Raw genomic sequence first — 23,581 nt, 5'->3', positions numbered from 1 at the left:
CGCCGCGCCACCCGCATCCACCACCGGCGTGTCGCCCGCCGACTCCGCAGTCGTGCACGCGGCGGCAGCGGCCACGCGCGCCGAACGGCGACCGAAGCAGTCCGCACTGGCACGACGCCGGCGGACCTCAGGCGGTGAAGAAGACCTCGGCGACGCGGGCGAGGGCGTCGAGGTCGGCGACCCCGGCCAGCTCGCGGGCGGAGTGCATGGACAGGATCGGGATGCCGACGTCGACCGTCCGGATGCCGAGCCGCGTCGCGGTGATCGGGCCGATCGTCGACCCGCACGGCACGCTGTTGTTCGACACGAACTCCTGCGACCCGACTCCGGCCTGCGCGCACCAGCCGTGCCAGGCCGCGGCGCCCACGGCGTCGGTCGCGTAGCGCTGGTTCGCGTTGATCTTGAGGATCGGGCCGGACCCGAGGAGCGGCCGCACCACCGGGTCGTGCCGGTCGGCGTAGTTCGGGTGCACCGCATGCCCGACATCGCTCGAGACGCACCAGCTCGCGGCGAGCGCCTGCAGCTGCGCCTGCCGGTCGGCGCCGAGGCCGTGCTGCACACGCTCCAGCACGTCGGCGAGGAAGGGACCCGCGGCGCCGGAGCGGCTGCCCGACCCGACCTCCTCGTGGTCGAACACCGCCAGCATCGCGATGTGCGGGGCGTCGAAACCGTCGGCCGCGGCGGCGAGGGCGACGGCGCCCGCGTGCACGGAGGCGAGGTCGTCGAGGCGGCCGGAGGCGAAGAACACGTCGTCGTGCCCGAACACCGCACCCCGTGCGGCGTCGGCGGTGACGATGTCGTAGCCACGGATGCGGGATGCGTCGACCCCTGCGGTCGCGGCGAGCTCGCCGAGCAGGTCGGCCGCATCCGCGTCGCCGAGGCCCCACACCGGCTGGGTCTGCGACTGCCTGTTGAGGGCGAGGTGGTCGTTGGCCTCGCGGTCGAGGTGGATGGCCAGCTGCGGCAGCCGGAGGAGCGGACCGGTCGCGGCGAGCACGCTCGAGCCGTCGTCGAGCACGAGACGGCCGGCGAGGCGCAGTTCACGGTCGAGCCAGGAGTTCAGCAGCGGACCGCCGTACACCTCGACGCCCGCCTGCAACCAGCCGAGCGACCCGGTGGTCGGCCGGGGCTTGAGCTTGAAGCCGGGAGAGTCGCTGTGGGCGCCGAAGATCCGCACCGGGGTCGTGGCGCCGGCGCCCGCCGGCACGATCCACGCGATGACGGCGCCGTCACGCACGACGAGGAATCTGCCGCCGGGCTGGTCGGGCCAGTCGGCGATCTCGTCGAGCGCGGTGAACCCGGCATCCTCGAGCCGTCGGGCGACCTCGGCGGCGGCGTGGTAGCTGGAGGGCGAGGCCGCGACGAAGGCGGCCAGATCGTCTGCGTGGGCGAGTGCGTCGGGCACGGAGCACCTCTTCCTGGATGACCCTTCGATCGTAGGCCGCCCGGCCGGAACGACGGTGTCGGGCGAGCGCAAGGGGATTCCGCGGGCACGCGCCGCACGGCACGGTATCCACAGGAACCCTGTGAATACCTTTCACCTGTTCGGTTTCTGTTCTACAGTGGCCGGACGCCGCGCGCTCACCCCCGGACGCGCGGTCTGCGAGCAACGGTGCCGCGGCTGCGGCCGACGACCGATGGAGGCGTCAACCGATGAAGACCACCACACGACACAGCACACGCTGGCTGGGCGCGGGCGCCGCGCTCGCGGTCGGCGCACTGTCACTCGCCGGTTGCGGCCGCGCCGACGGCGGCGGCCCGGACGCCGAGGCCGGCGCCGCGATCGACGACTCCCCCGCCACGGGCACCGTCGACATCTGGGCGATGGGCAACGAGGGCGAACTGCTCGGCGAGTTCGCCGAGCAGTTCATGGCGGACAACCCCGACGTCACGATCAACGTGACCGCGGTGCCGTGGGACGGCGCGCACGACCGGATCGCGACCGCGATCGCGGGCGGCCAGACCCCGGATGCCACGATGCTCGGCACCACGTGGGTCGGCGAGTTCGCGGCGACGGGCGCGTTCGAGCCCACCCCGGACGGCGTCGCCGACGAGGACTCGTTCTTCGAGGGATCGTTCGAGACCACCGAGGTCGACGACGTCTCCTACGGCGTGCCGTGGTACGTCGACACGCGCGTGCTCTACTACCGCACCGACATGGCCGCGGCCGCCGGGCTCGAGGCACCCACCACGTGGGACGAGCTCACCGCGTTCGCCGCCGCCATGACCGAGCAGGGCGCGACCTCCGGGCTCGCGCTGCCCCCGGGCGGCCTGGACTCGGCCACCCAGCTGCTGCCGTTCGTGTGGCAGGCCGACGGCGACGTGCTCGAGGACGACGCGTTCGACTTCCAGTCGCAGGCGTGGAAGGACGCGCTCACCTACTACGACTCGTTCTTCGAGCAGGGTCTGGCCGACGATGTCCGCCTGGAGACCGGCGAGATCGAGCAGAAGTTCATCGACGGCGAGGTCGGCGCGTTCTTCTCGGGCCCGTACCACGTGAGCCTCCTGCAGGAGCAGGGCGGCCCGGAGTTCGCCGACAAGTTCGGCATCGCCGTGGTGCCCGGCATCGGCGACGAGCGCACGAGCTTCACCGGCGGCGGCAACCTCGCCGTGTTCAAGGACAGCGACAACCGGGATGCGGCGTGGAAGTTCATCCGCTGGCTGAGCCAGCCCGAGACGCAGCTCGCCTGGTACGAACTGTCGACCGACCTGCCGTCGACCCCGGCCGCGTTCGAGGACCCGTCGCTCGCGGACGACCCGTACGTCACGGTGTTCGGCGAGCAGCTGGAGGACGCGAAGGCACCGCCGGCCATCCCGACCTGGGCGCAGATCGGTGCGCTCATCGACCAGGAGATCGAGCAGGTCACGCGCGGCACGAAGAGCGTGGACGACGCCCTCGCCGACCTGCAGCAGCAGGCCGAGTCCATCGGCACCGGGAACTGAGGCCGGACCCGTCATGACCGCCGTCACCGCCGCCCCCGCGACCGGGCGTCCCGCCCGGCGCGGGGCGCGCGGCACCTCGCGCCGCACCCTCGTCGCCTGGGGGTTCGCGACGCCGTTCGTCGTGCTGTTCCTCGTGTTCCTCGCCGGTCCCATCGTCGCGAGCTTCTTCATGAGCTTCACCGACATGACCACCCGCGACCTGCGAAGCCCCCTGAACATCGAGGTCGTCGGCTTCGCGAACTACATCTCGCTGTTCCAGGACGGCCGGTTCCTCCGCTCGCTCCTCAACACCGGCGCGTTCGTCGTCGTCGGCGTTCCGTTCACGATGGCGCTCGCGCTGCTGGTCGCGCTCGCGCTCGACAAGGGCATCACGAGGTTCCGCACGGTCTTCCGCGTCGGCTACTACGCGCCCGTCGTCACGAGCATCGTCGCGATCGCGATCGTGTGGCGGTTCATCCTCCAGCCCGACGGCCTGCTGAACGCGTTCCTCGGCCTGTTCGGGATCAGCGGTCCGAACTGGCTGGAATCCACCACGTGGGCGCTGCCCTCGCTCATCCTCATGGCCGTCTGGCGCAACATCGGCACGCTCATGGTGATCTTCCTCGCGGGGCTGCAGGGTGTGCCGCGCGAGCAGCACGAGGCCGCGATGGTCGACGGCGCGAACGTGTTCCAGCGTTTCGGCAACATCACCCTCCCCGCCCTCCGACCCACCCTGCTGTTCGCCGCGGTCATCACCGGCATCGGCTTCCTGCAGTTCTTCGAGGAACCGTTCGTCATGACCCAGGGCGGCCCGCTCGACGCCACCCTGTCGACCGCGATGTACACCTACAACCAGTTCGGGTTCGGCAACTACGCCTACGCCTCCGCGGCCAGCTACGTGCTGTTCCTGGCGATCGTGGTGCTCTCGCTGATCCAGTTCCGCCTCCTCGGGAAGAGGGATTGAGATGACGACGACCGATCTCACCGGCGCGGGCGCCGCCACCGCCGCGAGCGCCGCCTCCCCCGCATCCGGCCCCGTGCGCCCCCGCCGACGCCGCGGCGAGCGCCCCCGCTGGTGGCTCTACGTCGTGCTGGGCCTGGGCCTGGTCGCGATGGTGATGCCGTTCGTGTGGATGCTGCTGGGCTCGTTCAAGACGACCGCGGAGATCCGGCAGCATCCCACCGAGTTCCTCCCCCGCGAGCCCACCCTCGACAACTACACGCAGCTGTTCGGGCGTCTCGACTTCGCCGCGTACTTCACGAACAGCCTCGTGGTCGCCCTCGCGGTGACGCTCGGCAACATCGTGTTCTCCTCGATGGTCGGCTACGCGCTGGCGAAGCTCGACTTCCGCGGCAAGAAGCTGCTGTTCGGGCTCGTGATGGTGACCCTCATGGTGCCGGGCGTCGTGACGTTCGTGCCGCTGTTCGTGCTGACCGCGAACCTGAACCTCATCAACACGTACCCCGGCCTCATCCTGCCGTTCCTCATCACCCCGCTCGGGGTGTTCCTCATGCGGCAGTTCATGCTGAGCCTGCCCGACGACATCATCGAGGCCGCCCGCATCGACGGCGCCGAGGAGTGGCGCATCTTCGCCCGCGTGATCATGCCGCTGTGCGGCCCCGCCGTCGCGACGCTCACGATCCTCACGTTCCTCGGCAGCTGGAACAACTTCCTCTGGCCGCTCGTCGCCGCCACCACCGAGGACATGTACACCCTGCCGGTCGCGCTCGCCCTGTACTCGGTCGGCCAGAACGCCGCGCAGTACGGCCTCATGATGGCCGGCGCCGTCGTGGTCGTCGTTCCGGTGCTGGTCGTCTTCGTGCTGCTGCAGCGCTACTTCGTGCAGGGCATCGCCCTCACCGGCATCAAGTGACCGGATGCGGCGCGCCGCCGCATCCGCACCGTCCGAAAGGAATCATCCATGAGCTTTCCCGCGTCGTTCCTCTGGGGTGCGTCGACCGCCGCGCACCAGGTCGAAGGCGGCAACGTCAACTCCGACTGGTGGCAGCGGGAGTGGGGGCACCTGCCCGGGCCCGCGGTGGAGGAGCCGTCCGGCGACGCCGCCGACAGCTACCACCGCTACCCGGAGGACATGCGGCTGCTCGCCGATGCGGGGCTGAACGCGTACCGGTTCAGCATCGAGTGGGCGCGGATCGAGCCCGAGCCGGGATTCGTCTCGCGGGCCGCGGTCGACCACTACCGGCGCATGGTGCACACCGCGCGCGACGCGGGGCTGGAACCGATGGTGACCCTGCACCACTTCACGCATCCGGCGTGGGTGGCCCGGGCGGGCGGCTGGCACGAGGACGCCACGATCGATCGGTTCGCCCGGTTCGTCGAGGCGGCACTGCCGGTGCTCGACGAGGTGGACCTCGTGTGCACGATCAACGAGCCGAACATGCTGTCCGTGCTCGCCGACCCCGAGGTGCCGTTCCCGTCGATGGGGCTGCCGCCGGGGGTGCCCGCCGTGACCGACCGGCTCATCGCGGCGCACCGTCTGGCCGTGGACCTCGTCCGCGGCGCCGGCTCGCGCGCCGGATGGTCGGTGGCGACGCAGGCGTACCAGCCCGTGCCCGGCGCCGAGGACGTCGCCGCGGCCTACGGGGCCTCCCGTGAGGACGTGTTCCTCGACGCGGCGGCCGGCGACGACTGGGTCGGGGTGCAGGCCTACACCCGCACCCGCATCGGCGCCGAGGGTCCGCTCGCGATCGCGGCGGACGCGGAGCGCACGCTCACCGGGTGGGAGTACTTCCCGCCCGCGGTGGGCGACGGCATCCGCAATGCCTGGCGACGCGCGGGCGTCCCCGTGTACATCACCGAGAACGGCATCGCGACCGACGACGACACCCGCCGCATCGCGTACACGGAGGGCGCCCTGCGCGCCGTCGCCGACTGCATCGACGAGGGCGTCGACGTCCGCGGCTACCTGCACTGGAGCGCGCTCGACAACTACGAGTGGGGCTCCTACCGCCCGACCTTCGGCCTCATCGGCTGGGACCGCGAGACCTTCGAGCGCCACCCGAAGCCGAGCCTCGGCTGGCTCGGCCAGGTCGCCCGCCGCGGCGGCCTCGGCTGAGGCATCCCGCCTCCCGTTCACAACTCAGGCAGAACCGCGCTTTCCGGCCCGATCCGGCCGCATGCGGGCGGTTCTGCCTGAGTTGTGCGCACGCGCGGCTGCCCGAACTCCGCAGAAACCGGCCCTTTCGCCCGTTGCACGGGCCGATCGGCGCGGAAACTGAGGAGTTCGGGCACTTGCGCGTGTGCGCGGCAGCGGCCACGATCGACGCATCGCCGCCTCCCGAGCGGCGGGTCTGGGGGGACCACCGTGAGATCGACCGTCACCGCGCTCGTGGGCATGGCCGCGGCGGGGATGCTGCTCGTCGGCTGCGCCGGCCAGGCCGCGCCCGCGACCGCCACCGCCACGTCGAGCCCGACCGCCTCACCGGATCCGGTCGCCGCGGTCGACGTCGCGGCCGGTTCGATCGAGGGTCCGGTGTCGGTCGAGGTCCCCGGCGGCACCGACGGCGTCGGGGTGACGTTCCGCGAGATCACACTGCAGCCGGGCGCAGGCACCGGCAAGCACTGCCATGACGGGCAGCTCATCGCCGTGGTCGCCGAGGGCGCGCTCACGCACTACGCCCCGAACCACCCGGGCGGGGTGCACGTGTACGAGACCGGGTCGGCCGTCATCGAGGGCCCCGGGTACGTGCATGAGGGCCGCAACGAGGGTGACGTGCCGGTCGTGCTCTGGGTGACCTACGTCATCCCGGAGGGCGACCCGCTGGCCGAGACCGACCTCGCCCACTGCGAGGGCTGATCAGGCGCGCAGGTACCCGCGCACGAACTCCGCGAACAGCGCGGTCATGTCGACGCTGTCGTCGAGCAGCCACTGCAGCTGGATGCCGTCCATGACGGCACTGATGAGCCGCGCCGCGGCCTCGGGGTCGATGTCGGCGCGCACCTCGCCGGCGGCCTGCGCGGTGCGCAGGAGTTCGGCGGCGGATGCGGCCACGTCGCGGTACCGGCCGGCGAACTCGTCGTGGGACGGATGCTCCGGGTCGGTGGCCTCTGCGGAGACCGTCGCGTAGAGCGAGGTGAGGCCGCGGGTCGCCTGGTTGTGGGCGACGACCTTCTGCGCCTGCTCGATGAGGGTGTGCTCGGCCGGGTCGCCCGCCGCCTGGCGCACCTTCTCGTCGCGCTGGCGGATCACCTCGGCGAACAGCTCCTCCTTGCTCGCGAAGTGATGCAGCACGCCGGCGGGGGTGAGGTCGACACGCTTGGCGATCTCCCGCAGCGACCCGGCGGTGAACCCGCGCTGCGCGAACACGGTGAGCGCCTCGTCGACGATGCGCTGCCGCGTCGCCTGCCCCTTCGCGTAACTGCCGCGCTTGGCGCGCGGGCGCGGCGCGGCCGCGGGCGCTGTGCCCGCGGCCGCGTCGTCGTCGCTCGGACCCACCTGTCGCACTCCCCTATCGCGCTTCGGCCTCGCCCCAGGAGGCGCTGAACACCAGCGCCTGCATCGCGGGCTTGAGCCGCTCGGTCATGTCCCGGTCGACGAAGGCTCGTTTCAGGCTATCGCCGGTGAGCTCGTTGCCGATCGCGGTCATGATCATGGACTGGTCGAGTGAGAGGTACCGCTCGGCGACGGTTCCGCTGTGCACGGCGACCGCGTCGAAGAACCCGCCCGGGCCGTAGGCGCCGAGCTCGGTCTCGATCCCGGCGAGGTTCTCGAGCACGCCTTCGCGGTCGTACGGCAGGGCGAGGAAGCTCGCGTGCGGCGTCACGACGCCGTCGCCGAAGACCGGGTCGGGGTTCGTGCCGGTGCTGCACCCGGGGCGGTCGATGTCGACGTCGGTGCGTTCGGCGTCCGAGGGGTAGCCGTCGGCGCGCATCCCGGCGAGGTCGACGCCGTATTCGGCGTAACCGCCGAAGGGGTCGGATGCGGGCGAGAAGCCCCAGTAGCCGTATCCGGCGTCCTCGCCGTGCCGCTGCTGCACCGCGACGGTGATCGGGTGGTTCTTCGCCCAGGACTGCTCGCCCCACTCCGTCTCGGGCACGAGCAGGTCGGGCATGAGGGCCTCGAACATGCTGCCGCCCCAGCTCGGGACGAAGCTCATGCCGTCGTAGGAATACGCGCCCTCCCAGACCTCGAACCCGTCGTAGGTGCGGTACTCGCCGGTGGGGAGCTGCTCCTGCCACGCCCAGTCGCAGCCGGGCGGCATCGTGCGGTGGGTGCCGGAGAGCGCCGTCGCCGGGATCTGCCCGTTCGCGATGCCGAGGTAGGTGGCGATGCGGCTCTCGCTGACCGTCGTGTCGTAGTGGTGGCAGGTGTAGTACGCCGTCTCGCCCGAGCCGTTGTACATCGGCGCGGGCACGCTGCATCCGCTCGGTTCGGCGTCCCAGAACCCGCCGCGGTTCGTGCCCGCGGGAAGCCCTGCCGCACCGGCCGGGTCGAAGAACGCGCCGAAGTCCATGGACTCGTAGAGCGACTCCGCCTGCCGCGCGAGCGACGGTTCGGCCTCGCGGACGATGCGGAGTGATGCGGCGAGCCAGCCGTTGTCGACCGTGCTGAGGAACGGCTCGACCGGGTCGCCGCTGTCGGGCCACGAGGTGAGCTTGGCGCCGGTGGCCGGGTCGTACCAGTTGTAGAACATCCCGCTGCCGGCGTCGCGCTCCAGGCCCTCGAGCGTGGTGAGGGTCGCGGCGATCCGCTGCGTCGCGTCACGCCGGTCGATGAGACCGAGGTCGCGCGCGGTGACCGTGGACCACAGGTACCCGCCGATGTTCGTCGGCGACGTGTAGTCCGCCGCCTCGTTCAGGGCACCGTCGATGTTGTCGGCCGGGAGCCCGGTCGCGGGGTCGGTCATGGCTGCGAGTGACGCCCAGGTGTCGGTGGCGTACCGCAGCAGCGTCTCGTCTCCCGCGTCGGGATGCCCGTTGCCGCCGCCGTGCCCGTTGCCATGGCCGTGCCCGTTGCCGTTCCCGTTCCCGTTCCCGTTCCCGTTCCCGTGACCGTTGCCGTTCCCGTTCCCGTTCCCGTTCCCGTTCCCGTTCCCGTTCCCGTTCCCGTTCCCGTTGCTGCCGCCGTGGCCGGTCTCGGCACCGGCGGATGCCCGGCCGGTGGCGGCCGCATCCGCGAGTGCGGGGGTGGCGCCGGCGATGAGTGCGCCGGCGAGCGCCGCCGTCGTGACGGCGCGGGTGAGGGGTGTCATGTCGCTCTCCTCTTCGAAAGCGGCTCCGGGGGGATGGAACCTGGGTCGACGTTCCAAAAACCATACATGTGTGTGGTTTTTGCGCAACCCGTGCCCGTCGACCCTCATCCACCTCTCATCCGGTCCGGCCCCGGATGCGGCGGCTCAGCCGCGCGGCGCGTGCGCGGCGAGGAACTCGTACACCTCGGTCGTGTCCACCCCAGGGAAGGCGCCGGTCGGCAGCGTCGCCAGCAGCGTCCGCGGCGTCCGCACGTTCGGCCAGGCGTTCTCGCGCCACTCCGACTCGAGCTCCGACGGCGCTCGGCGGCAGCACACCTCGACGGAGTGCTTCGAGACGCCACGGTTCGGGGTGTCCCGCCCGATGAACCACTTCGTGTCGTCGAAACGCACACCGACGCTCACCGAGTGCTGCCCCTCGCTGGAGTTCTCGACCCGCGCGGTACACCAGTAGGTGCCGTTGCCGGTGTCGGTGTACTGGTAGTACGGGTTGAACCGGTCGTCGACGTCGAACACGGTGCGGCTGGTCCAGCGGCGGCAGCACATCTGCCCTTCGATCGACCCGAGCCGGTCGGTCGGGAAGTTCACGTCGTCGTTCTCGTAGGCCTTCGTGATCGTGCCCGACTCGTGCACCTTCAGGAAGTGCACCGGGATGCCCAGGTGCACGGTGGCGAGGTTCGTGAACCGGTGCGCGGCGGTCTCGTACGACACCGAGTAGGCGTCGCGGAGGTCCTCGATCGAGATCGCGCGGTTCGTCTTGGCTTCCTCGAGCACCGGGACCACGTGGCTCTCCGGGATGAGGAGCGCCCCGGTGAGGTAGTTCGTCTCCACCCTCTGGCGGAGGAACTCGGCGTAGCTCGTCGGCTCCCGGTGCCCCAGGATGCGGCTCGACAGCGCCTGCAGCACGGCCGTGCGCGAGTCGCCCTTGGCGGCGACGCGGCTCGAGAGGTAGAGCCGGCCGTGCTTGAGGTCGGCGACGCTGCGGGTGGTCTGCGGGAGGTCCGGCACGTAGTGCAGCGTGAAGCCGAGGTGGGCGGCGATGTCGCTCGTCGTGCGCTGGGTGAGCGGGCCGCCGGGGTGGCCCACCGCATCCAGCAGGTCGGTCGCCTGCCGCTCGAGGTCGCCGAAGTAGTTGTTCTGGCTGCGCATGAGGTGGCGGAGGTCGAGGTTCGCCCGGCGGGCCTCCTCCGGCGTGGCGGAGCGTTCGTCGCGCAGCCGTTCGATCTCGGACTGCAGCGCGAGCATGGCCCGCAGCGCCTCGTCGGGCACGGTCTTGCCGATGCGGAACGGTGCGATCCCGAGCGCCTGGAAGGTCTGCCCGCGCATGGCCCGCTCAAGCGCGATCTCGAGCGAGGACCGCTCGTCGAGCGGCTCGGCCTCCAGCAGCGCGTCGATCGAGGTGCCGAGCGCCTTCGCGATCGCGCGCAGCAGCGTCAGCTTCGGCTCGCGCTTGCCGTTCTCGATCATCGACATCTGGCTCGGGGCGCGGTCGACGGCGGCGGCGAGGTCCTCCAGCGTCATGCCGCGCTTGGTGCGCAGCTGACGGATGCGGCGACCGATGGTCAGCGCATCGGCCTCGGCGTCGTCGGCGAGCTCTTCTGCGATCGTCATGGCCGGGAGTCTGTCACATGCACAGAAATTCGCGCAAACTTCTCCCCCGGATCGTCCGGTCCACCCCTGGAACTTCACGCAGAGTGGTTCCCACGAACCCCGGAGGTGTCGGCCGGTCCCACCGACGGCACCCCAGCGAGAGAGAAGGACAGGGCAATGACCCCCACCGCCACGGGCCTCGCGCCTGAGACCACCACGGCGCCGACCACCGGCGCCATCGCAACGTCGTACCAGCCGACGATCGAGGTCGTCGGTGCGCTCGGCCCCCGCTACGCCGAGATCCTCACGGCCGACGCGGTCGCCTTCCTCACCGAGCTGCACGCGCGGTTCGACGCCCGTCGCCGCGACCGCCTGGCCGACCGGATGCGCCGCCGCTACGAGATCGGCAACGGCCACGACCCGAGCTTCCGGGCCGACACCGCCAGCATCCGCAACGACCCCAGCTGGCGCGTGGCCGGCGCGGGTCCCGGCCTGCACGACCGCCGCGTGGAGATCACCGGCCCGACCGACCCGAAGATGACCATCAACGCGCTGAACTCCGGCGCCAAGGTGTGGCTCGCCGACCAGGAGGACGCGACCAGCCCCACCTGGAAGAACGTCGTCGCGGGGCAGCTTTCGCTGTTCGACGCGATCCGCGGGCAGCTCTCCTTCACCTCCCCCGAGGGTAAGCAGTACGCGGTGACCGCCACCGAGACGCCCACCATCGTGATGCGCCCGCGCGGCTGGCACCTGCCGGAGAACCACATCCGGTTCACCGACCGCGCCGGCCGCGAGATGGCCGCATCCGGCTCGCTGGTGGACTTCGGCCTGTACTTCTTCCACAACGCGCAGCGGCTGATCGCCAACGGCGCCGGCCCGTACTTCTACATCGCGAAGCTCGAGTCCAGCGAGGAGGCGAAGCTCTGGGACGACGTGTTCACGTTCAGCGAGCGGTACCTCGACATCCCGCACGGCACGATCCGCGCGACCGTGCTCATCGAGACGCTGCCGGCCGCGTTCGAGATGGAGGAGATCCTCTACGAGCTGCGCGACCACATCGCGGGGCTGAACGCCGGCCGCTGGGACTACATCTTCTCGATCATCAAGAACTACCGCGGCCGCGGCGCGCGGTTCGTGCTGCCCGACCGCAGCGAGGTGACGATGACGGTGCCGTTCATGCGCGCCTACACCGAGCTGCTGGTCAAGACGTGCCACAAGCGCGGCGCCTTCGCGATCGGCGGCATGAGCGCGTTCATCCCGAACCGCCGCGACCCCGAGGTGACGGCGCAGGCGTTCGAGAAGGTCGCCGCCGACAAGAAGCGCGAGGCCGGCGACGGCTTCGACGGCACCTGGGTCGCCCACCCCGACCTCATCCCGGTGGCGCGCGCCGAGTTCGACGCCGTGCTCGGCGACCGGCCCAACCAGCTCGACCGGCAGCGTCCCGAGGTCGAGGTCGCCGCCGCCGACCTCATCGACGTGCACATCGGCCGCCCGGTGACCGCACAGGGCGTGCGCGACAACGTGTCGGTCGCCCTGCGCTACATCGAGGCGTGGCTGCGGGGCCTGGGCGCCGTCGCCATCGACAACCTCATGGAGGATGCGGCGACCGCCGAGATCTCCCGCTCCCAGGTGTGGCAGTGGATCCACCAGGACCACTCGACCGCCGAGGGCGACCTGATCACCAGGGAGTACATCGAGGACCTCATCGCGCAGGTGCTCGGCGAGGTGGAGCGCCGTGACGGCGACCGCTTCGACGACGCCGCGGAGATCTTCCGCGAGGTGGCGCTCGGCAACGAGTTCCCCGCCTTCCTCACCCTGCCCGCGTACGCGAAGTTCCTCACCGAGACCGCCTGAGCCTGCCCGGACCCGGCGGGCCTGTGCGGCCCCGCCCCGAGCACCACACCAGCAAGGAAAGAGACATGACCACCTACCAGGACGACATCGACGCCATCCAGGAGCTCAAGGAGCAGAACGGGCCGGGCTGGGCCGCCGTCAACCCGGAGTACGTCGCCCGGATGCGGGCGCAGAACCGGTTCCGGACCGGGCTCGACATCGCGCGCTACACCGCCGACATCATGCGCCGCGACATGGCGGAGTACGACGCCGACCCCGGGCAGTACACACAGTCGCTCGGCGTCTGGCACGGGTTCATCGGCCAGCAGAAGCTCATCTCGATCAAGAAGCACTTCAAGAGCACGAACAAGCGCTACCTCTACCTGTCCGGGTGGATGGTGGCCGCGCTCCGCTCCGAGTTCGGCCCGCTGCCCGACCAGTCGATGCACGAGAAGACGTCGGTGCCGGCGCTCATCGAGGAGCTGTACACCTTCCTCCGCCAGGCCGACGCGCGCGAGCTGGACCTGCTGTTCACGAAGCTCGACGACGCCCGCGCCGCCGGCGACGAGACGGCGGCCGAGTTCATCCAGACGCAGATCGACACCTTCGAGACGCACGTGGTGCCGATCATCGCCGACATCGACGCCGGGTTCGGCAACCCGGAGGCGACCTACCTCCTGGCCAAGAAGATGATCGAGGCGGGCGCCTGCGCCATCCAGATCGAGAACCAGGTGTCCGACGAGAAGCAGTGCGGCCACCAGGACGGCAAGGTGACCGTCCCGCACGACGACTTCATCGCGAAGCTCAACGCGGTCCGCTACGCCTTCCTCGAGCTGGGCGTGGACAACGGCATCATCGTCGCCCGCACCGACTCGCTCGGCGCCGGCCTCACGCAGAAGCTCGCCGTCTCGCAGACGCCCGGCGACCTCGGCGACCAGTACAACGCGTTCCTCGACGTGGAGGAGATCTCCGAGACCGAGCTGACCGACGGCGACGTCGTCATCCGCCGTGAGGGCAAGCTCCTGCGCCCGAAGCGCCTGGCCAGCAACCTGTACCAGTTCCGTCCGGGCTCGGGCGAGGACCGCGTGGTCCTCGACTGCATCACCTCGCTCCGCAACGGTGCCGACCTGCTGTGGATCGAGACCGAGAAGCCGCACGTGGAGCAGATCGCGGGGATGGTCGACCGCATCCGCGAGGAGATCCCGAACGCGAAGCTCGTCTACAACAACAGCCCGTCGTTCAACTGGACGCTGAACTTCCGCCAGCAGGCGTACGACCACCTGGTCGAGCAGGGTGCGGACGTGTCGGCCTACGACCGCGCGAACCTCATGAGCGTCGAGTACGACGACACCGAACTGGCGCGGCTGGCCGACGAGAAGATCCGCACGTTCCAGCGCGACGGCTCGGCGCGGGCGGGCATCTTCCACCACCTCATCACCCTGCCGACCTACCACACGGCCGCACTGTCGACCGACGACCTCGCCAAGGGCTACTTCGGCGAGGAGGGCATGCTCGCCTACGTGCAGGGCGTGCAGCGCCGCGAGATCCGCGAGGGCATCGCCACGGTCAAGCACCAGAACATGGCCGGCAGCGACATCGGCGACAACCACAAGGAGTACTTCGCCGGCGAGGCGGCCCTGAAGGCCGGCGGCAAGGACAACACGATGAACCAGTTCAGCTGACTCCAGCCGGACCGCGAGACTGCATCCGGTCGCCGAGACAGCGGGGTAACCCCGCTGTCTCGGCGGTCAGGTGCAGTTTCGGCGTTCACACGGCGGGGCCGGCGGGTGCGGCGGGACCAGCGGGTGCGGCGGGGCCGGCGGATGCGGCGGCGTAGCCGGCCGCGTACCCCTCGGCGTGGCCGGCGGCACGGCCCATCGCGATCGCCTCGTCGGTGCCGAGACGGAACATGTCGGCGGGACCCGTGCGGGGCAGGATCCGCGCACCGGGGGTGTCGACCGCATCCGTCACGAGGCGGCCCATCCCCCGCACCACGGCGACCGGCAGCCCGGTGGCCTTGCCCTTGACGAGGTCGGCGGCGCCGGCGAGCTCGTCGGCGACGACGGGCACCGTGACCGCCAGCGGCCGGCCCTGCGTGTCGGTGCCGCCGCGCAGGTCGTCGACCACCGTCATCCCGGCGGCGCCGATCGCGATGTCGGTCTGCCCGATCCGCCAGGCACGGCCCAGCGTGTCGCTCACGATCACGCCGATGCGCACACCGAACCGCGCTCGCAGCGCCGCGCACAGCGCACGGGCGGATGCGTCGGGGTCGAGCGGCAGCAGGAGCACCGTGCCCTCGGGGGTGTTGGAGGCGTCCACCCCGGCGGCGGCGCCGACGACCCCGAGCCGGTTCTCGACGATGCGGGTGGTGCCGCGGGTCGCGACCACCCGCACGGTCTCCGCCGTGATGGCGTCCTCGCGGTCGTCGGCCGCGACGATCCGCCCCTCGGCCTTCGACACGATCTTGCTCGTCACGACGAGCACGTCGCCGTCACGGATGCCGTCGGCATCCGCCGCGAGGGCGTCGCCGATGAGGACGCCGAGGTCGTCGCCCGGCCGGATCTCGGGGAGTCCGTCGAGTGCCCACAGTCGGATGCCGCGCATCCTGTCATCGTTCCACAGCACCGTCGCCGCACCCTCTCACGGGGCCTCACGCGCACGACTACGCTTTCCTGTGTGACCGAACGCGCCCCCCTCTCCCGCAAGCTCTCCGCGATCGCCGAATCGGCGACCCTCAAAGTCGACGCCAAGGCGAAGGCCCTGAAGGCGGCCGGGCGCCCGGTCATCTCCTACGCGGCCGGCGAGCCCGACTTCGCGACCCCGCAGTTCGTCGTGGATGCCGCCGCCGAGGCGCTGCAGAACCCGGCGAACTTCCGCTACACCCCGGCCGCCGGGCTCCCGGTGCTGCGCGAGGCGATTGCCGCGAAGACCCTCCGCGACTCCGGCCTGGAGGTCGAGCCGTCGCAGGTCGTCGTCACCAACGGCGGTAAGCAGGCCGTGTACCAGGCGTTTCAGACCGTGGTGAACCCGGGCGACGAGGTGCTGCTGCCCGCGCCGTACTGGACCACCTACCCCGAGGCCATCCGTCTCGCCGACGGCGTGCCCGTCGAGGTGTTCGCGGGTGCCGACCAGGAGTACAAGGTCACCGTCGAGCAGCTCGAGGCCGCCCGCACCGAGCGAACCACCGTGCTCGTCTTCGTCTCGCCGTCGAACCCCACCGGCGCCGTCTACACCCCCGAGGAGACCGCGGCCATCGGCCAGTGGGCCCTCGAGCACGGCATCTGGGTCATCTCGGACGAGATCTACCAGAACCTCGTCTACGACGGCGCCCGCGCGGTCTCGATCGTCGAGGCCGTGCCCGCGCTCGCCGGCCAGACCCTGCTGCTGAACGGCGTCGCGAAGACCTACGCCATGACCGGGTGGCGCGTGGGCTGGATGGTCGGCCCGGCCGACGCGATCAAGCTCGCCGCGAACCTGCAGTCGCACCTGTCCAGCAACGTGAACAACGTCGCGCAGCGGGCGGCCCTCGCGGCGCTCTCCGGCCCGCAGGACGAGGCCGAGCAGATGCGGGTCGCGTTCGACCGCCGTCGCCGGCTCATCGTCGGCGAGCTCGCGAAGATCCCCGGCGTGACCGTCCCGACCCCGCTCGGCGCGTTCTACGTGTACCCCGACGTCACCGGCCTCCTCGGCCGCGAGTGGGCTGGCGTCACCCCGACCACCTCGCTCGAGCTCGCCGACCTCATCCTGGAGAAGGCCGAGGTCGCGGTCGTCCCCGGCGAGGCGTTCGGCCCGAGCGGCTACCTGCGCCTGTCGTACGCGCTCGGCGACGACGAGCTCCTCGAGGGCATCCAGCGCCTGCAGCGACTCTTCTCCTGAGTCGCGCCGTCCGGACGGGCCGTCACCGCGAGGTGACGGCCCGTCCTGCGTGTGCCGTGCCCGCATCCGTGTGCGCGCCGCATCCGTGTGCGCGCCGCATCCGCCGCCGCCAGATCAGGTGATTCGGCGAACGCAGGGGACTTCGGCGCCGAAACCGCCTGATCTCGCCGAATCACCTGATTCGGTGCCCCGTGACGCGGATGCCGGCGTGCGGCCGACGAGGGCGGCGGATGCTGCGGCGGCGACCGCCGCGGACGGCTCGGCCTACAGGTCGACGCCGATGAGCACGGGCTCGGGCTGCAGCAGCAGGCCGAACTCCTGCTGCACGCGCTGCTGGATGAACCGGGCGAGCTCAGCGAGCTCCGCCGCGGTGGCGCCGCCGCGGTTCGTCAGCGCGAGCGCGTGCTTGGTCGACACCGAGGCGCGCGACCGTGCCAGCGAGAAGCCCTTGCGGATGCCGGCGTGCTCGATGAGCCACGCGGCGCTCACCTTCACGTCGATCTCCTGCGGCTCGGGCGCCGGGACGAACCCGTCGAAGCGATCGAGCGGGATGACCGTCACCGGCTCCACGTCGGGGGTCATCGCCCAGCGGGGGCACTCCTCCGGGAGCGTCCGCGCGAACCGCTCGGTCACGATCGCGTTCTGGAAGAACGAGCCGGCCGACCAGGTGTCGTGGTCCGCGTCGTCGAGCACCATGCCCTTGGCGCGGCGGGTGGCGAGCACGTGGTCGCGGATCCACGCGAGCGAGACGGCCGCATCCGGCTGGAGCCCGAGTGCCCGCCGCAACTGCTCGCCCTGCACCGGCACCTCGCCGTGCCCGACCTGGGTGAGCTCGAACGTCACCGAGAGGATCGCGGCGCGGCGCTGCGGCGCCGACCCGTGGTGGTGCTTCAGCACCGAGGTGCGGAAGCCCAGTCCGAGCTCGGCTGCCGGGACCGCCGAGACCTCGCCGGTCGCCTCGTCGATGAGCTCGACCTCGACGAGGGTCTGCGCGATCTCCTGCCCGTAGGCGCCGACGTTCTGCACCGGGGCCGCGCCCACGGTGCCGGGGATGCCCGACATCGCCTCGATGCCGGCGAGACCTGCGGCGACCGTCTGCGCGACGAGGTCGTCCCAGTCGTGCCCGGCCTGCACGCGCAGCAGCGTCGTCCCGGGGCGGGCGCCGTCGAGGCGCTCGATCCCGCGGGTGCGGATGCGGATGACGGTGCCGTCGAACGGCTCGTCGCCGACGAAGAGGTTCGACCCGCCGCCGAGCACGAACCAGTCGTCACCGTCGGCCCACACCTCACGGAGGGCGTCGACGAGCTCCGCACGGGTCTCCGCGTCGATCATGCGGCGGGGCGCCGCGCCGGTGCGGAGCGTGGTCAGCTCGGAGAGCGGGACGGGCGTGATCTCGGGCATGTCAGCGGCGGATGCGCACCTGCGCCTTGCCGAGCACGGTGGTGCCGGCGGCGCTCACGGTGAGGTCGATGCGGGCCGTCTCGTCGGCGACCGCGCCGACCTTCGCCTCGACGTGCACATCGGCGCCGTCCTCCGGGTCGACCACGACGGGACGCGTGAAGCGGACGCCGTACTCCAGGATGCGGCCGGTGTCGCCGAGCCACGGCACGATCGTCTCCACGGATAGCCCCATGGTCAGCATCCCGTGCGCGAGCACGCCCGGCAGCCCCACGCGGGCGGCGACGTCGTCGCGGTAGTGGATGGGGTTGAAGTCGCCGGACGCGCCCGCGTACCGCACGAGCGACTCGCGGGTGAGGTGCACGTCGCGTTCGGCGACGACCTGTCCGACCTCGAGCGCGCTCATTCGTCTCCCCCGATCAGCAGCACGGACACCGCCGTGACGACGTGGTCGCCGGCCGCATCCGTGATCTCGGTCTCGCTGGTCACCATCGCACCCTTGCCGACGGCGCGGACGCCGGTGACGGCGATGCGGCCCGTGAGCTCGTCGCCCGCCACGATCGGCCGGGAGTAGCGGAACCGCTGCTCGGCGTGGATCGTGCGCTCGAGGGTGATGCCGGCGTCGGGCTCGGCGAGCAGCTGCTGCAGGGCGAGGTCCTGCACCACCATCGCGAACGTCGGCGGCGCCACGACGTCGGCGTGGCCGAGCGCCTGCGCGGCGGCGGGGTCGGTGTGCTGCGGGTCGGTCGCGAACACGGCGCGGGCGAACTCGCGCACCTTCTCGCGGCCGACGAGATAGGGGGCCGTCGGCGCGAATTCGCGGCCGACCAGCTCGGGGTTGACGGGCATCCCCCCATCCTACCGAGCAGGGATCGACCGGCCCCCGGGTCAGTCCTTCTTCTTGCGGCCCTTGATCGCCTTCATCGCCATCTGCACCCCGATGAACACGAGGTAGGCGGCGAAGAGGATGTTCGCCGCGAGCGGCGAGATGAGGGTCGCGAGCCACGCGCCGAGCGCCGTCGTGGTGCAGGCGGCGACACCGACGCACGCCGCGGCGACCAGGTCGACGTTCTTGCGGCGGAGGTTGCCGATCGTGCCCGAGATCGCGGCGGGGATCATGAACAGGAGCGAGGTGCCCTTGGCGACGAGGTCGCTCGCGCCGAAGAGGAGGATGAGCACGGGCACGACGATGATGCCGCCGCCGACGCCGATGAGGCCGGAGAGGACACCGGTGAGCAGACCCACGACGACGAGCGCGATGCCCGACCAGACCGTCATGTCGATCTGCGCGTCTCGCGAGGGGATGACGATGAACAGGCTGACGATGACCGCGGCGAGGAAGCCCACGAAGATCCACCGGAGGACCGTCTGCGAGATGCGCGGCAGCATCCAGGTGCCGATCTGCGTGCCCACGATGGCGCCCGCGGCGAGCAGGATCGCGGCGAACCAGTCGACCGAGCCGGCGAGCGCGTAGCTCACCACGCCGACCGCGGCGGTCGGCACGATCGCGGCGAGCGAGGTGCCCGCGGCGAGGCGCTGGTTGAACGTGAGGAACAGCACGAGCAGCGGCACGATGACGGTGCCGCCGCCGACCCCGAAGAGTCCCGAGAGGAGGCCCGCCAGCAGGCCGACGCCGATGTACGTGAGGATGCTGCGGGCGGAACGGGGGTCCTGAGGTGCGTCGGTCACTCGGCCGAGCCTATCGTCCGCCTGTTACGCGCACTTTTCGCCCCCCGCCCCGACCACCACTGGACCGCGAGACTGCAACTGCGTGACGAGACTGCATCCATTGTCAGCAGTCTCGTGGCGCAGATGCAGTCTCGCGGCCCGCGGGGTCCCTGAGGAGGGGGTTACTGGGCGGACCAGCCGCCGTCGGAGGCGAGCACGGCGCCGTTGATGTTCACGCCGTCGTCGGAGAGCAGGAACGTGATGGACGCGGCGAGCTGCTCCGCGGTCGCGAGCGTCGGGATCTGCGCCTGGAACGGCTGCAGCCGGGCCTGCCCGGCCTCGGACACGTGCGGCGGGAACGGGATGCCGGTGGCCACCCCACCCGGGGCGACGGCGTTCACGCGGATGCCGGCGGGGCCGTACATGACGGCGGCGGACTTCGTCATGCCGATCACGCCGTGCTTGGAGGTCGTGTACGCGTTGCCGGAGGCGCTGCCGCGCAGGCCGGCCTCGCTGGCGACGTTGACGATCGACCCGGTGCCCGCGGCGAGCATGGCGGGCAGGACGGCACGCGAGAGCTTGAACGACCCGGTGAGGTTGATGCCGATGACGCGGTCCCACATGGCGTCGGTGGTCTCGTGCAACGGCGAGAAGTCGTCGTTGACGCCGGCGACGTTCGCGAGGGCGTCGATGCGCTCCCCCGCGGCCGCGACGATCGCGTCGACGTCGTCCTGCTTCGTGATGTCGCCGGCGACCGTGACGATCTCGGCGTCCGGGAGCGACGCGGCGAACTCGGCGAGCTTGTCGGCGGAGATGTCGACGGCGACGACGCGGCCGCCCTCGCGCGCGATGCGGGATGCGGTCGCGCGGCCGATGCCGGAGGCGGCGCCGGTGACGATGACGGTCTTGCCGGCGAAGCGGCCCGGGGTGGTCTTCTCGACCCAGCCGGCGGGTGCGTCGTCGGCTGGGATCTCGCCGCCGTTGGCCGCACGGACCATGTCGTCGATGACGGACTGGGGCAGCTGCCCCTGGCTCAGCGCGACGAGCTGCTGCAGTGGCAGGCCCTTCAGGGGGGCGAGCGACTCCTCGCTGGCACCGGACTGCGCGAGGAAGCCGCGGACGACCTCACCGCCGACCGGGTGCTCGAGCCAGGCGCCGATCGTGCTGTTGGCGGTCAGGGGCGTGTGGTCCGACATCGTGTCTCCTCCGTTCATGACGCGGGACGCGTGATTCCCGCTCTGTGACACGGGATGCGTAATTCCCGCTCGGGAAAAGTGTACGCTCGTCGACCGGGCCCAGCGCCCGCTTGAGGAAGGACGTCGCCGCATGCCAGCATCCGCCGCATCCCGTCGTGGCCGCGGTGAACGTGCCGGGCTGACGACGGCCGCGATCGTCGAGGCGGCGCGGGGCATGGACCCGGCCACCCTCACGATGCAGGGCCTCGCGGACGCCATGGGGGTCGACCGCAAGGCGCTGAACCACCACGTCAACGGGCGCGACGGGCTTCTCGAGCTGCTCGCGACCGATGCGTTCTCGCGCGAGTTCGCCCGCATCCGCGTCCCCGCCGCGGCGGACTGGCGCGACGCGTGCCGACGCTTCGCGGCCGGAACCCGGCGGGCGCTCGTCTCGTCCGGCGCGCTCGCACTGCACTTCCACACCGCATCCGAGACGGCCGTCGCCGCGATCCGCCCGGCCGAAGCGGTCGTCGAGCGGATGGTCGCCGCCGGCTTCGACGAGGACACCGCCGGCCGCGCGCTGCTCATGCTCACGACCCTCGCGAGCGGCTTCGCCCGCGACGAGGTGATGAGCCGGCAGGCGGGCGGGCATCCGCAGGTGGCGCGCTTCCGCGAGCTCATGGCGCAGGCGCACCCGAAGGGGCTCGACGTGCTGCGCCGCCTCGACGCCCGCGGGTTCGAGGCGTTCAGCGACGAGCAGTTCGCGTTCGACGTCGACGTCGCCCTCGACGGCCTCGCCGCCCGTCTCCGCCGCTGACCCCGCCCGCGCGCGCCTGGCGCGCCTGGACCGCGAGACTGCAACGGGTCGCCGAGACAGCGGGGTTACCCCGCAGTCTCGGCGGTCAGATGCAGTCTCGCGGTCCGAGGCGGCCCGAGGCCGGCCGGACGGGCGGTCAGCGGATGGTGCGGCGCGAGCTGATCTGGCCGGTGTCGAAGCCCATGAGGTGCAGGCCGCCGTGGAAGCGGGCGTGCTCGATCTTGATGCAGCGGTCCATGACGACCGTGAGGCCCTTCGCCTCGCCGTCGCGCGCCGCATCCTCGTTCCAGATGCCGAGTTGCACCCACACCACGGGCGCGCCCACGGCGACGACCTCGTCGATCACGGCCGGGATGTCGGAGGGCTTGCGGAACACGTCGACGATGTCGGGCACCTCGGGCAGCGACGCCAGGTCGGGGTACGCCGGCTGCCCGAGGATCTCGGTCGCGTTCGGGTTCACGAAGTACACCCGGTAGTCCGTGGACTGCTGCAGGTACGTGCCGACGAAGTAGCTCGAGCGTGCGGGGTTCGCGGAGGCGCCGACGATCGCGATGCTCTTCGCCTTCCGCAGGATCGCGAGGCGCTCCTTCGCCGACGGCCCCTCCCACGTGCGCTGCGAGCGCAGCAGCTTCGCGAGGGGCGAGGATGCGGGCAGCACACAGGTGAGGCCGTTGGCCAGCCGGGTCGAGACGAACTCGTCGGTACCGGCGGAGTCGGTGCCGGTCGAGGTGGTACCGGCCGAAGCGGTGCCGGTCGCGGTGGTGTCGCTCATCACGCCTCCTGCTGCGCCGCGTCGAGCGCCTGGTCGAGGTCGTACAGGATGTCGTCGACGTCCTCGATGCCGACGCTGATGCGCACGAGCCCGGGGAGCACGCCGCCGTCGAGCAGCTGCTGCTCGGTGAGCTGCGCGTGCGTGGTCGAGGCCGGGTGGATGACGAGAGTCTTCGCGTCGCCGATGTTCGCGAGGTGGCTGGCGAGGTCGACCGACTCGATGAAGGTGCGCCCGGCGGCGCGGCCGCCCTTGACGCCGAAGCTGAACACGGCGCCGGGGCCCTCGGGCAGGTACTTCGCCGCCCGGTCGTGGTGCGGATGCTGCGGCAGGCCGGCCCAGTTCACGAACTCGACCCGCGGGTCGGCGTCGAGCCACTCTGCGACGACGCGGGCGTTCTCCACGTGCGCCTTCATGCGGAAGGGCAGCGTCTCGACGCCCTGCGCGAGCAGGAACGCGGAGTGCGGCGCGAGGGCGGGGCCGATGTCGCGCAGCTGCTCGGCGCGCAGGCGCGTGAGGAACGCGTACTCGCCGAAGTTGCCGGCCCACTCCAGGCCGCCGTAGCTCGGCACCGGCTCGGTGAACAGCGGGAACCGGTCGGAGTGCCAGTCGAACCGGCCGGACTCGACCACGACGCCGCCGAGGGTCGTCCCGTGCCCGCCGAGGAACTTCGTGGCGGAGTGGATGACGATGTCGGCGCCCCACTCGATCGGACGGCACAGGTACGGCGTCGCGACGGTGGAGTCGATGATCAGCGGCACACCCGCATCCCGTGCCACCGCCGCGAGCCCCTCGATGTCGGCGATCTCGCCGGACGGGTTCGCGATGGTCTCGGCGAAGATCGCCTTGGTCCGCGGCGTGACCGCGGCGGCGTAGTCGACGGGATCGGCGGAGGCCACGAACGTGGTCTCGACGCCGAACCGGCGCAGCGTCACGTCGAGCTGCGTGATGGAACCGCCGTAGAGGTTGGCGCTCGCGACGATGTGGTCGCCGGCACCGGCGAGCGAGGCGAACGTGATGAACTGCGCCGAGAGCCCGCTGGAGGTGGCAACGGCGCCGAGTCCCTGCTCGAGCGAGGCGATGCGCTCCTCGAACGACGCGATCGTCGGGTTCGCCAGCCGGCTGTAGATGTTGCCGTACTTCTGCAGCGCGAAACGTGCCGCGGCGTCGTCCGTGTCGTCGAAGACGAAGGATGCGGACTGGTAGATCGGCAGCGCACGTGCACCGGTGACGCCGTCGGGGATGTTGCCGGCGTGGATCGCACGCGTGCGGAAGCCGTATTCGCGGTCGGCCATGGAGGACCCTTCGGGAGGGGACGTGGAA

Annotated in this window: 21 protein-coding genes; 9 read left to right on the top strand and 12 right to left on the bottom strand. The window is 71.3% G+C overall.

Features of this window, described 5'->3' with window-relative positions:
- Positions 1-127 precede the first annotated feature (127 nt).
- Positions 128-1,405: a M18 family aminopeptidase gene (locus ACWAUO_RS07730; RefSeq protein WP_460774438.1), complete on the bottom strand. Its 1,278-nt coding sequence runs from the start codon at positions 1,403-1,405 to the stop codon at positions 128-130.
- Positions 1,406-1,653: 248 nt separating this feature from the next.
- Here ACWAUO_RS07730 and ACWAUO_RS07725 point away from each other — a divergent pair, with 248 nt between their 5' ends.
- The 5 genes from ACWAUO_RS07725 (at position 1,654) to ACWAUO_RS07705 (ending at position 6,740) form a co-directional block, all read left to right on the top strand.
- Positions 1,654-2,943, top strand: coding sequence for a sugar ABC transporter substrate-binding protein (locus ACWAUO_RS07725; protein ID WP_460774437.1), 1,290 nt, complete (start codon positions 1,654-1,656; stop codon positions 2,941-2,943).
- A gap of 13 nt (positions 2,944-2,956) precedes the next feature.
- A complete protein-coding gene (locus tag ACWAUO_RS07720) occupies positions 2,957-3,886 on the top strand; it encodes a carbohydrate ABC transporter permease (protein WP_460774435.1) in 930 nt (309 codons plus the stop codon).
- 1 nt (position 3,887) lies between these two features.
- A complete protein-coding gene (locus ACWAUO_RS07715) occupies positions 3,888-4,796 on the top strand; it encodes a carbohydrate ABC transporter permease (RefSeq protein ID WP_460774434.1) in 909 nt (302 codons plus the stop codon).
- 48 nt (positions 4,797-4,844) lie between these two features.
- Entirely contained in the window at positions 4,845-5,999 is a 1,155-nt protein-coding gene (locus tag ACWAUO_RS07710) for a glycoside hydrolase family 1 protein (RefSeq protein WP_460774432.1), read from the top strand.
- Positions 6,000-6,248: 249 nt separating this feature from the next.
- A complete protein-coding gene (locus ACWAUO_RS07705; RefSeq protein WP_460774430.1) occupies positions 6,249-6,740 on the top strand; it encodes a cupin domain-containing protein in 492 nt (163 codons plus the stop codon).
- Here ACWAUO_RS07705 and ACWAUO_RS07700 read toward each other — a convergent pair whose 3' ends face one another.
- The 3 genes from ACWAUO_RS07700 to ACWAUO_RS07690 form a co-directional block, all read right to left on the bottom strand.
- Positions 6,741-7,379, bottom strand: coding sequence for a TetR family transcriptional regulator (locus ACWAUO_RS07700; protein WP_460774429.1), 639 nt, complete (start codon positions 7,377-7,379; stop codon positions 6,741-6,743).
- A 13-nt stretch (positions 7,380-7,392) separates the two neighbouring features.
- Positions 7,393-9,135: a glucoamylase family protein gene (locus tag ACWAUO_RS07695; RefSeq protein ID WP_460774427.1), complete on the bottom strand. Its 1,743-nt coding sequence runs from the start codon at positions 9,133-9,135 to the stop codon at positions 7,393-7,395.
- A 144-nt stretch (positions 9,136-9,279) separates the two neighbouring features.
- The gene (locus ACWAUO_RS07690) at positions 9,280-10,743 is read right to left on the bottom strand and encodes a helix-turn-helix domain-containing protein (protein ID WP_460774426.1); all 1,464 of its coding nucleotides are present in this window, start codon (positions 10,741-10,743) and stop codon (positions 9,280-9,282) included.
- 156 nt (positions 10,744-10,899) lie between these two features.
- Between ACWAUO_RS07690 and aceB the strand changes: the two genes are divergently transcribed.
- Together aceB and ACWAUO_RS07680 are read left to right on the top strand one after the other, a co-directional pair.
- Complete coding sequence (gene aceB, locus ACWAUO_RS07685; protein WP_460774424.1) at positions 10,900-12,576, top strand: malate synthase A; 1,677 nt, start codon at positions 10,900-10,902, stop codon at positions 12,574-12,576.
- A gap of 65 nt (positions 12,577-12,641) precedes the next feature.
- A complete protein-coding gene (locus ACWAUO_RS07680; protein ID WP_460774423.1) occupies positions 12,642-14,237 on the top strand; it encodes an isocitrate lyase in 1,596 nt (531 codons plus the stop codon).
- An 85-nt stretch (positions 14,238-14,322) separates the two neighbouring features.
- On the opposite strand, the gene ACWAUO_RS07675 is transcribed toward ACWAUO_RS07680, so the two are convergent.
- On the bottom strand, positions 14,323-15,159 hold the full coding sequence (locus tag ACWAUO_RS07675) for a coenzyme F420-0:L-glutamate ligase (RefSeq protein ID WP_460774421.1): 837 nt from the start codon (positions 15,157-15,159) through the stop codon (positions 14,323-14,325).
- Between the two features lie 72 nt (positions 15,160-15,231).
- On the opposite strand from ACWAUO_RS07675, the gene ACWAUO_RS07670 reads away from it, so the two are divergent.
- Positions 15,232-16,431 (top strand): pyridoxal phosphate-dependent aminotransferase, encoded by a 1,200-nt coding sequence (locus ACWAUO_RS07670; RefSeq protein ID WP_460774419.1) that lies wholly within the window; start codon positions 15,232-15,234, stop codon positions 16,429-16,431.
- A gap of 264 nt (positions 16,432-16,695) precedes the next feature.
- Here the strand turns inward: ACWAUO_RS07670 and ACWAUO_RS07665 are convergent, their stop codons facing one another.
- From ACWAUO_RS07665 to ACWAUO_RS07645, 5 genes are all read right to left on the bottom strand, one after another.
- Positions 16,696-17,832, bottom strand: a complete 1,137-nt coding sequence (locus ACWAUO_RS07665; RefSeq protein ID WP_460774418.1) for a UDP-N-acetylmuramate dehydrogenase — start codon at positions 17,830-17,832, stop codon at positions 16,696-16,698.
- A 1-nt stretch (position 17,833) separates the two neighbouring features.
- Positions 17,834-18,235 carry a MaoC/PaaZ C-terminal domain-containing protein gene (locus ACWAUO_RS07660; RefSeq protein WP_460774416.1) on the bottom strand — a complete coding sequence of 134 codons (402 nt, stop codon included), beginning with the start codon at positions 18,233-18,235 and terminating at the stop codon, positions 17,834-17,836.
- A complete protein-coding gene (locus ACWAUO_RS07655) occupies positions 18,232-18,678 on the bottom strand; it encodes an FAS1-like dehydratase domain-containing protein (protein ID WP_460774415.1) in 447 nt (148 codons plus the stop codon). Before ACWAUO_RS07655 ends, ACWAUO_RS07660 begins: the two co-directional genes overlap by 4 nt.
- Before the next feature lie 39 nt (positions 18,679-18,717).
- The gene (locus ACWAUO_RS07650) at positions 18,718-19,518 is read right to left on the bottom strand and encodes a sulfite exporter TauE/SafE family protein (RefSeq protein WP_460774413.1); all 801 of its coding nucleotides are present in this window, start codon (positions 19,516-19,518) and stop codon (positions 18,718-18,720) included.
- Between the two features lie 161 nt (positions 19,519-19,679).
- Entirely contained in the window at positions 19,680-20,693 is a 1,014-nt protein-coding gene (locus ACWAUO_RS07645; RefSeq protein ID WP_460774412.1) for an SDR family NAD(P)-dependent oxidoreductase, read from the bottom strand.
- Positions 20,694-20,823: 130 nt separating this feature from the next.
- On the opposite strand from ACWAUO_RS07645, the gene ACWAUO_RS07640 reads away from it, so the two are divergent.
- Complete coding sequence (locus ACWAUO_RS07640) at positions 20,824-21,489, top strand: TetR/AcrR family transcriptional regulator C-terminal domain-containing protein (protein WP_460774410.1); 666 nt, start codon at positions 20,824-20,826, stop codon at positions 21,487-21,489.
- A gap of 136 nt (positions 21,490-21,625) precedes the next feature.
- Here the strand turns inward: ACWAUO_RS07640 and ACWAUO_RS07635 are convergent, their stop codons facing one another.
- The gene (locus tag ACWAUO_RS07635; RefSeq protein WP_460775242.1) at positions 21,626-22,147 is read right to left on the bottom strand and encodes a CoA-binding protein; all 522 of its coding nucleotides are present in this window, start codon (positions 22,145-22,147) and stop codon (positions 21,626-21,628) included.
- A 113-nt stretch (positions 22,148-22,260) separates the two neighbouring features.
- Positions 22,261-23,553 carry an O-acetylhomoserine aminocarboxypropyltransferase/cysteine synthase family protein gene (locus ACWAUO_RS07630; protein WP_460774408.1) on the bottom strand — a complete coding sequence of 431 codons (1,293 nt, stop codon included), beginning with the start codon at positions 23,551-23,553 and terminating at the stop codon, positions 22,261-22,263.
- Between the last annotated feature and the right edge of the window lie 28 nt (positions 23,554-23,581).

Source organism: Microbacterium sp. GXF7504, from assembly GCF_054798235.1.
This window is presented reverse-complemented; position numbering and strand designations above follow the sequence as displayed.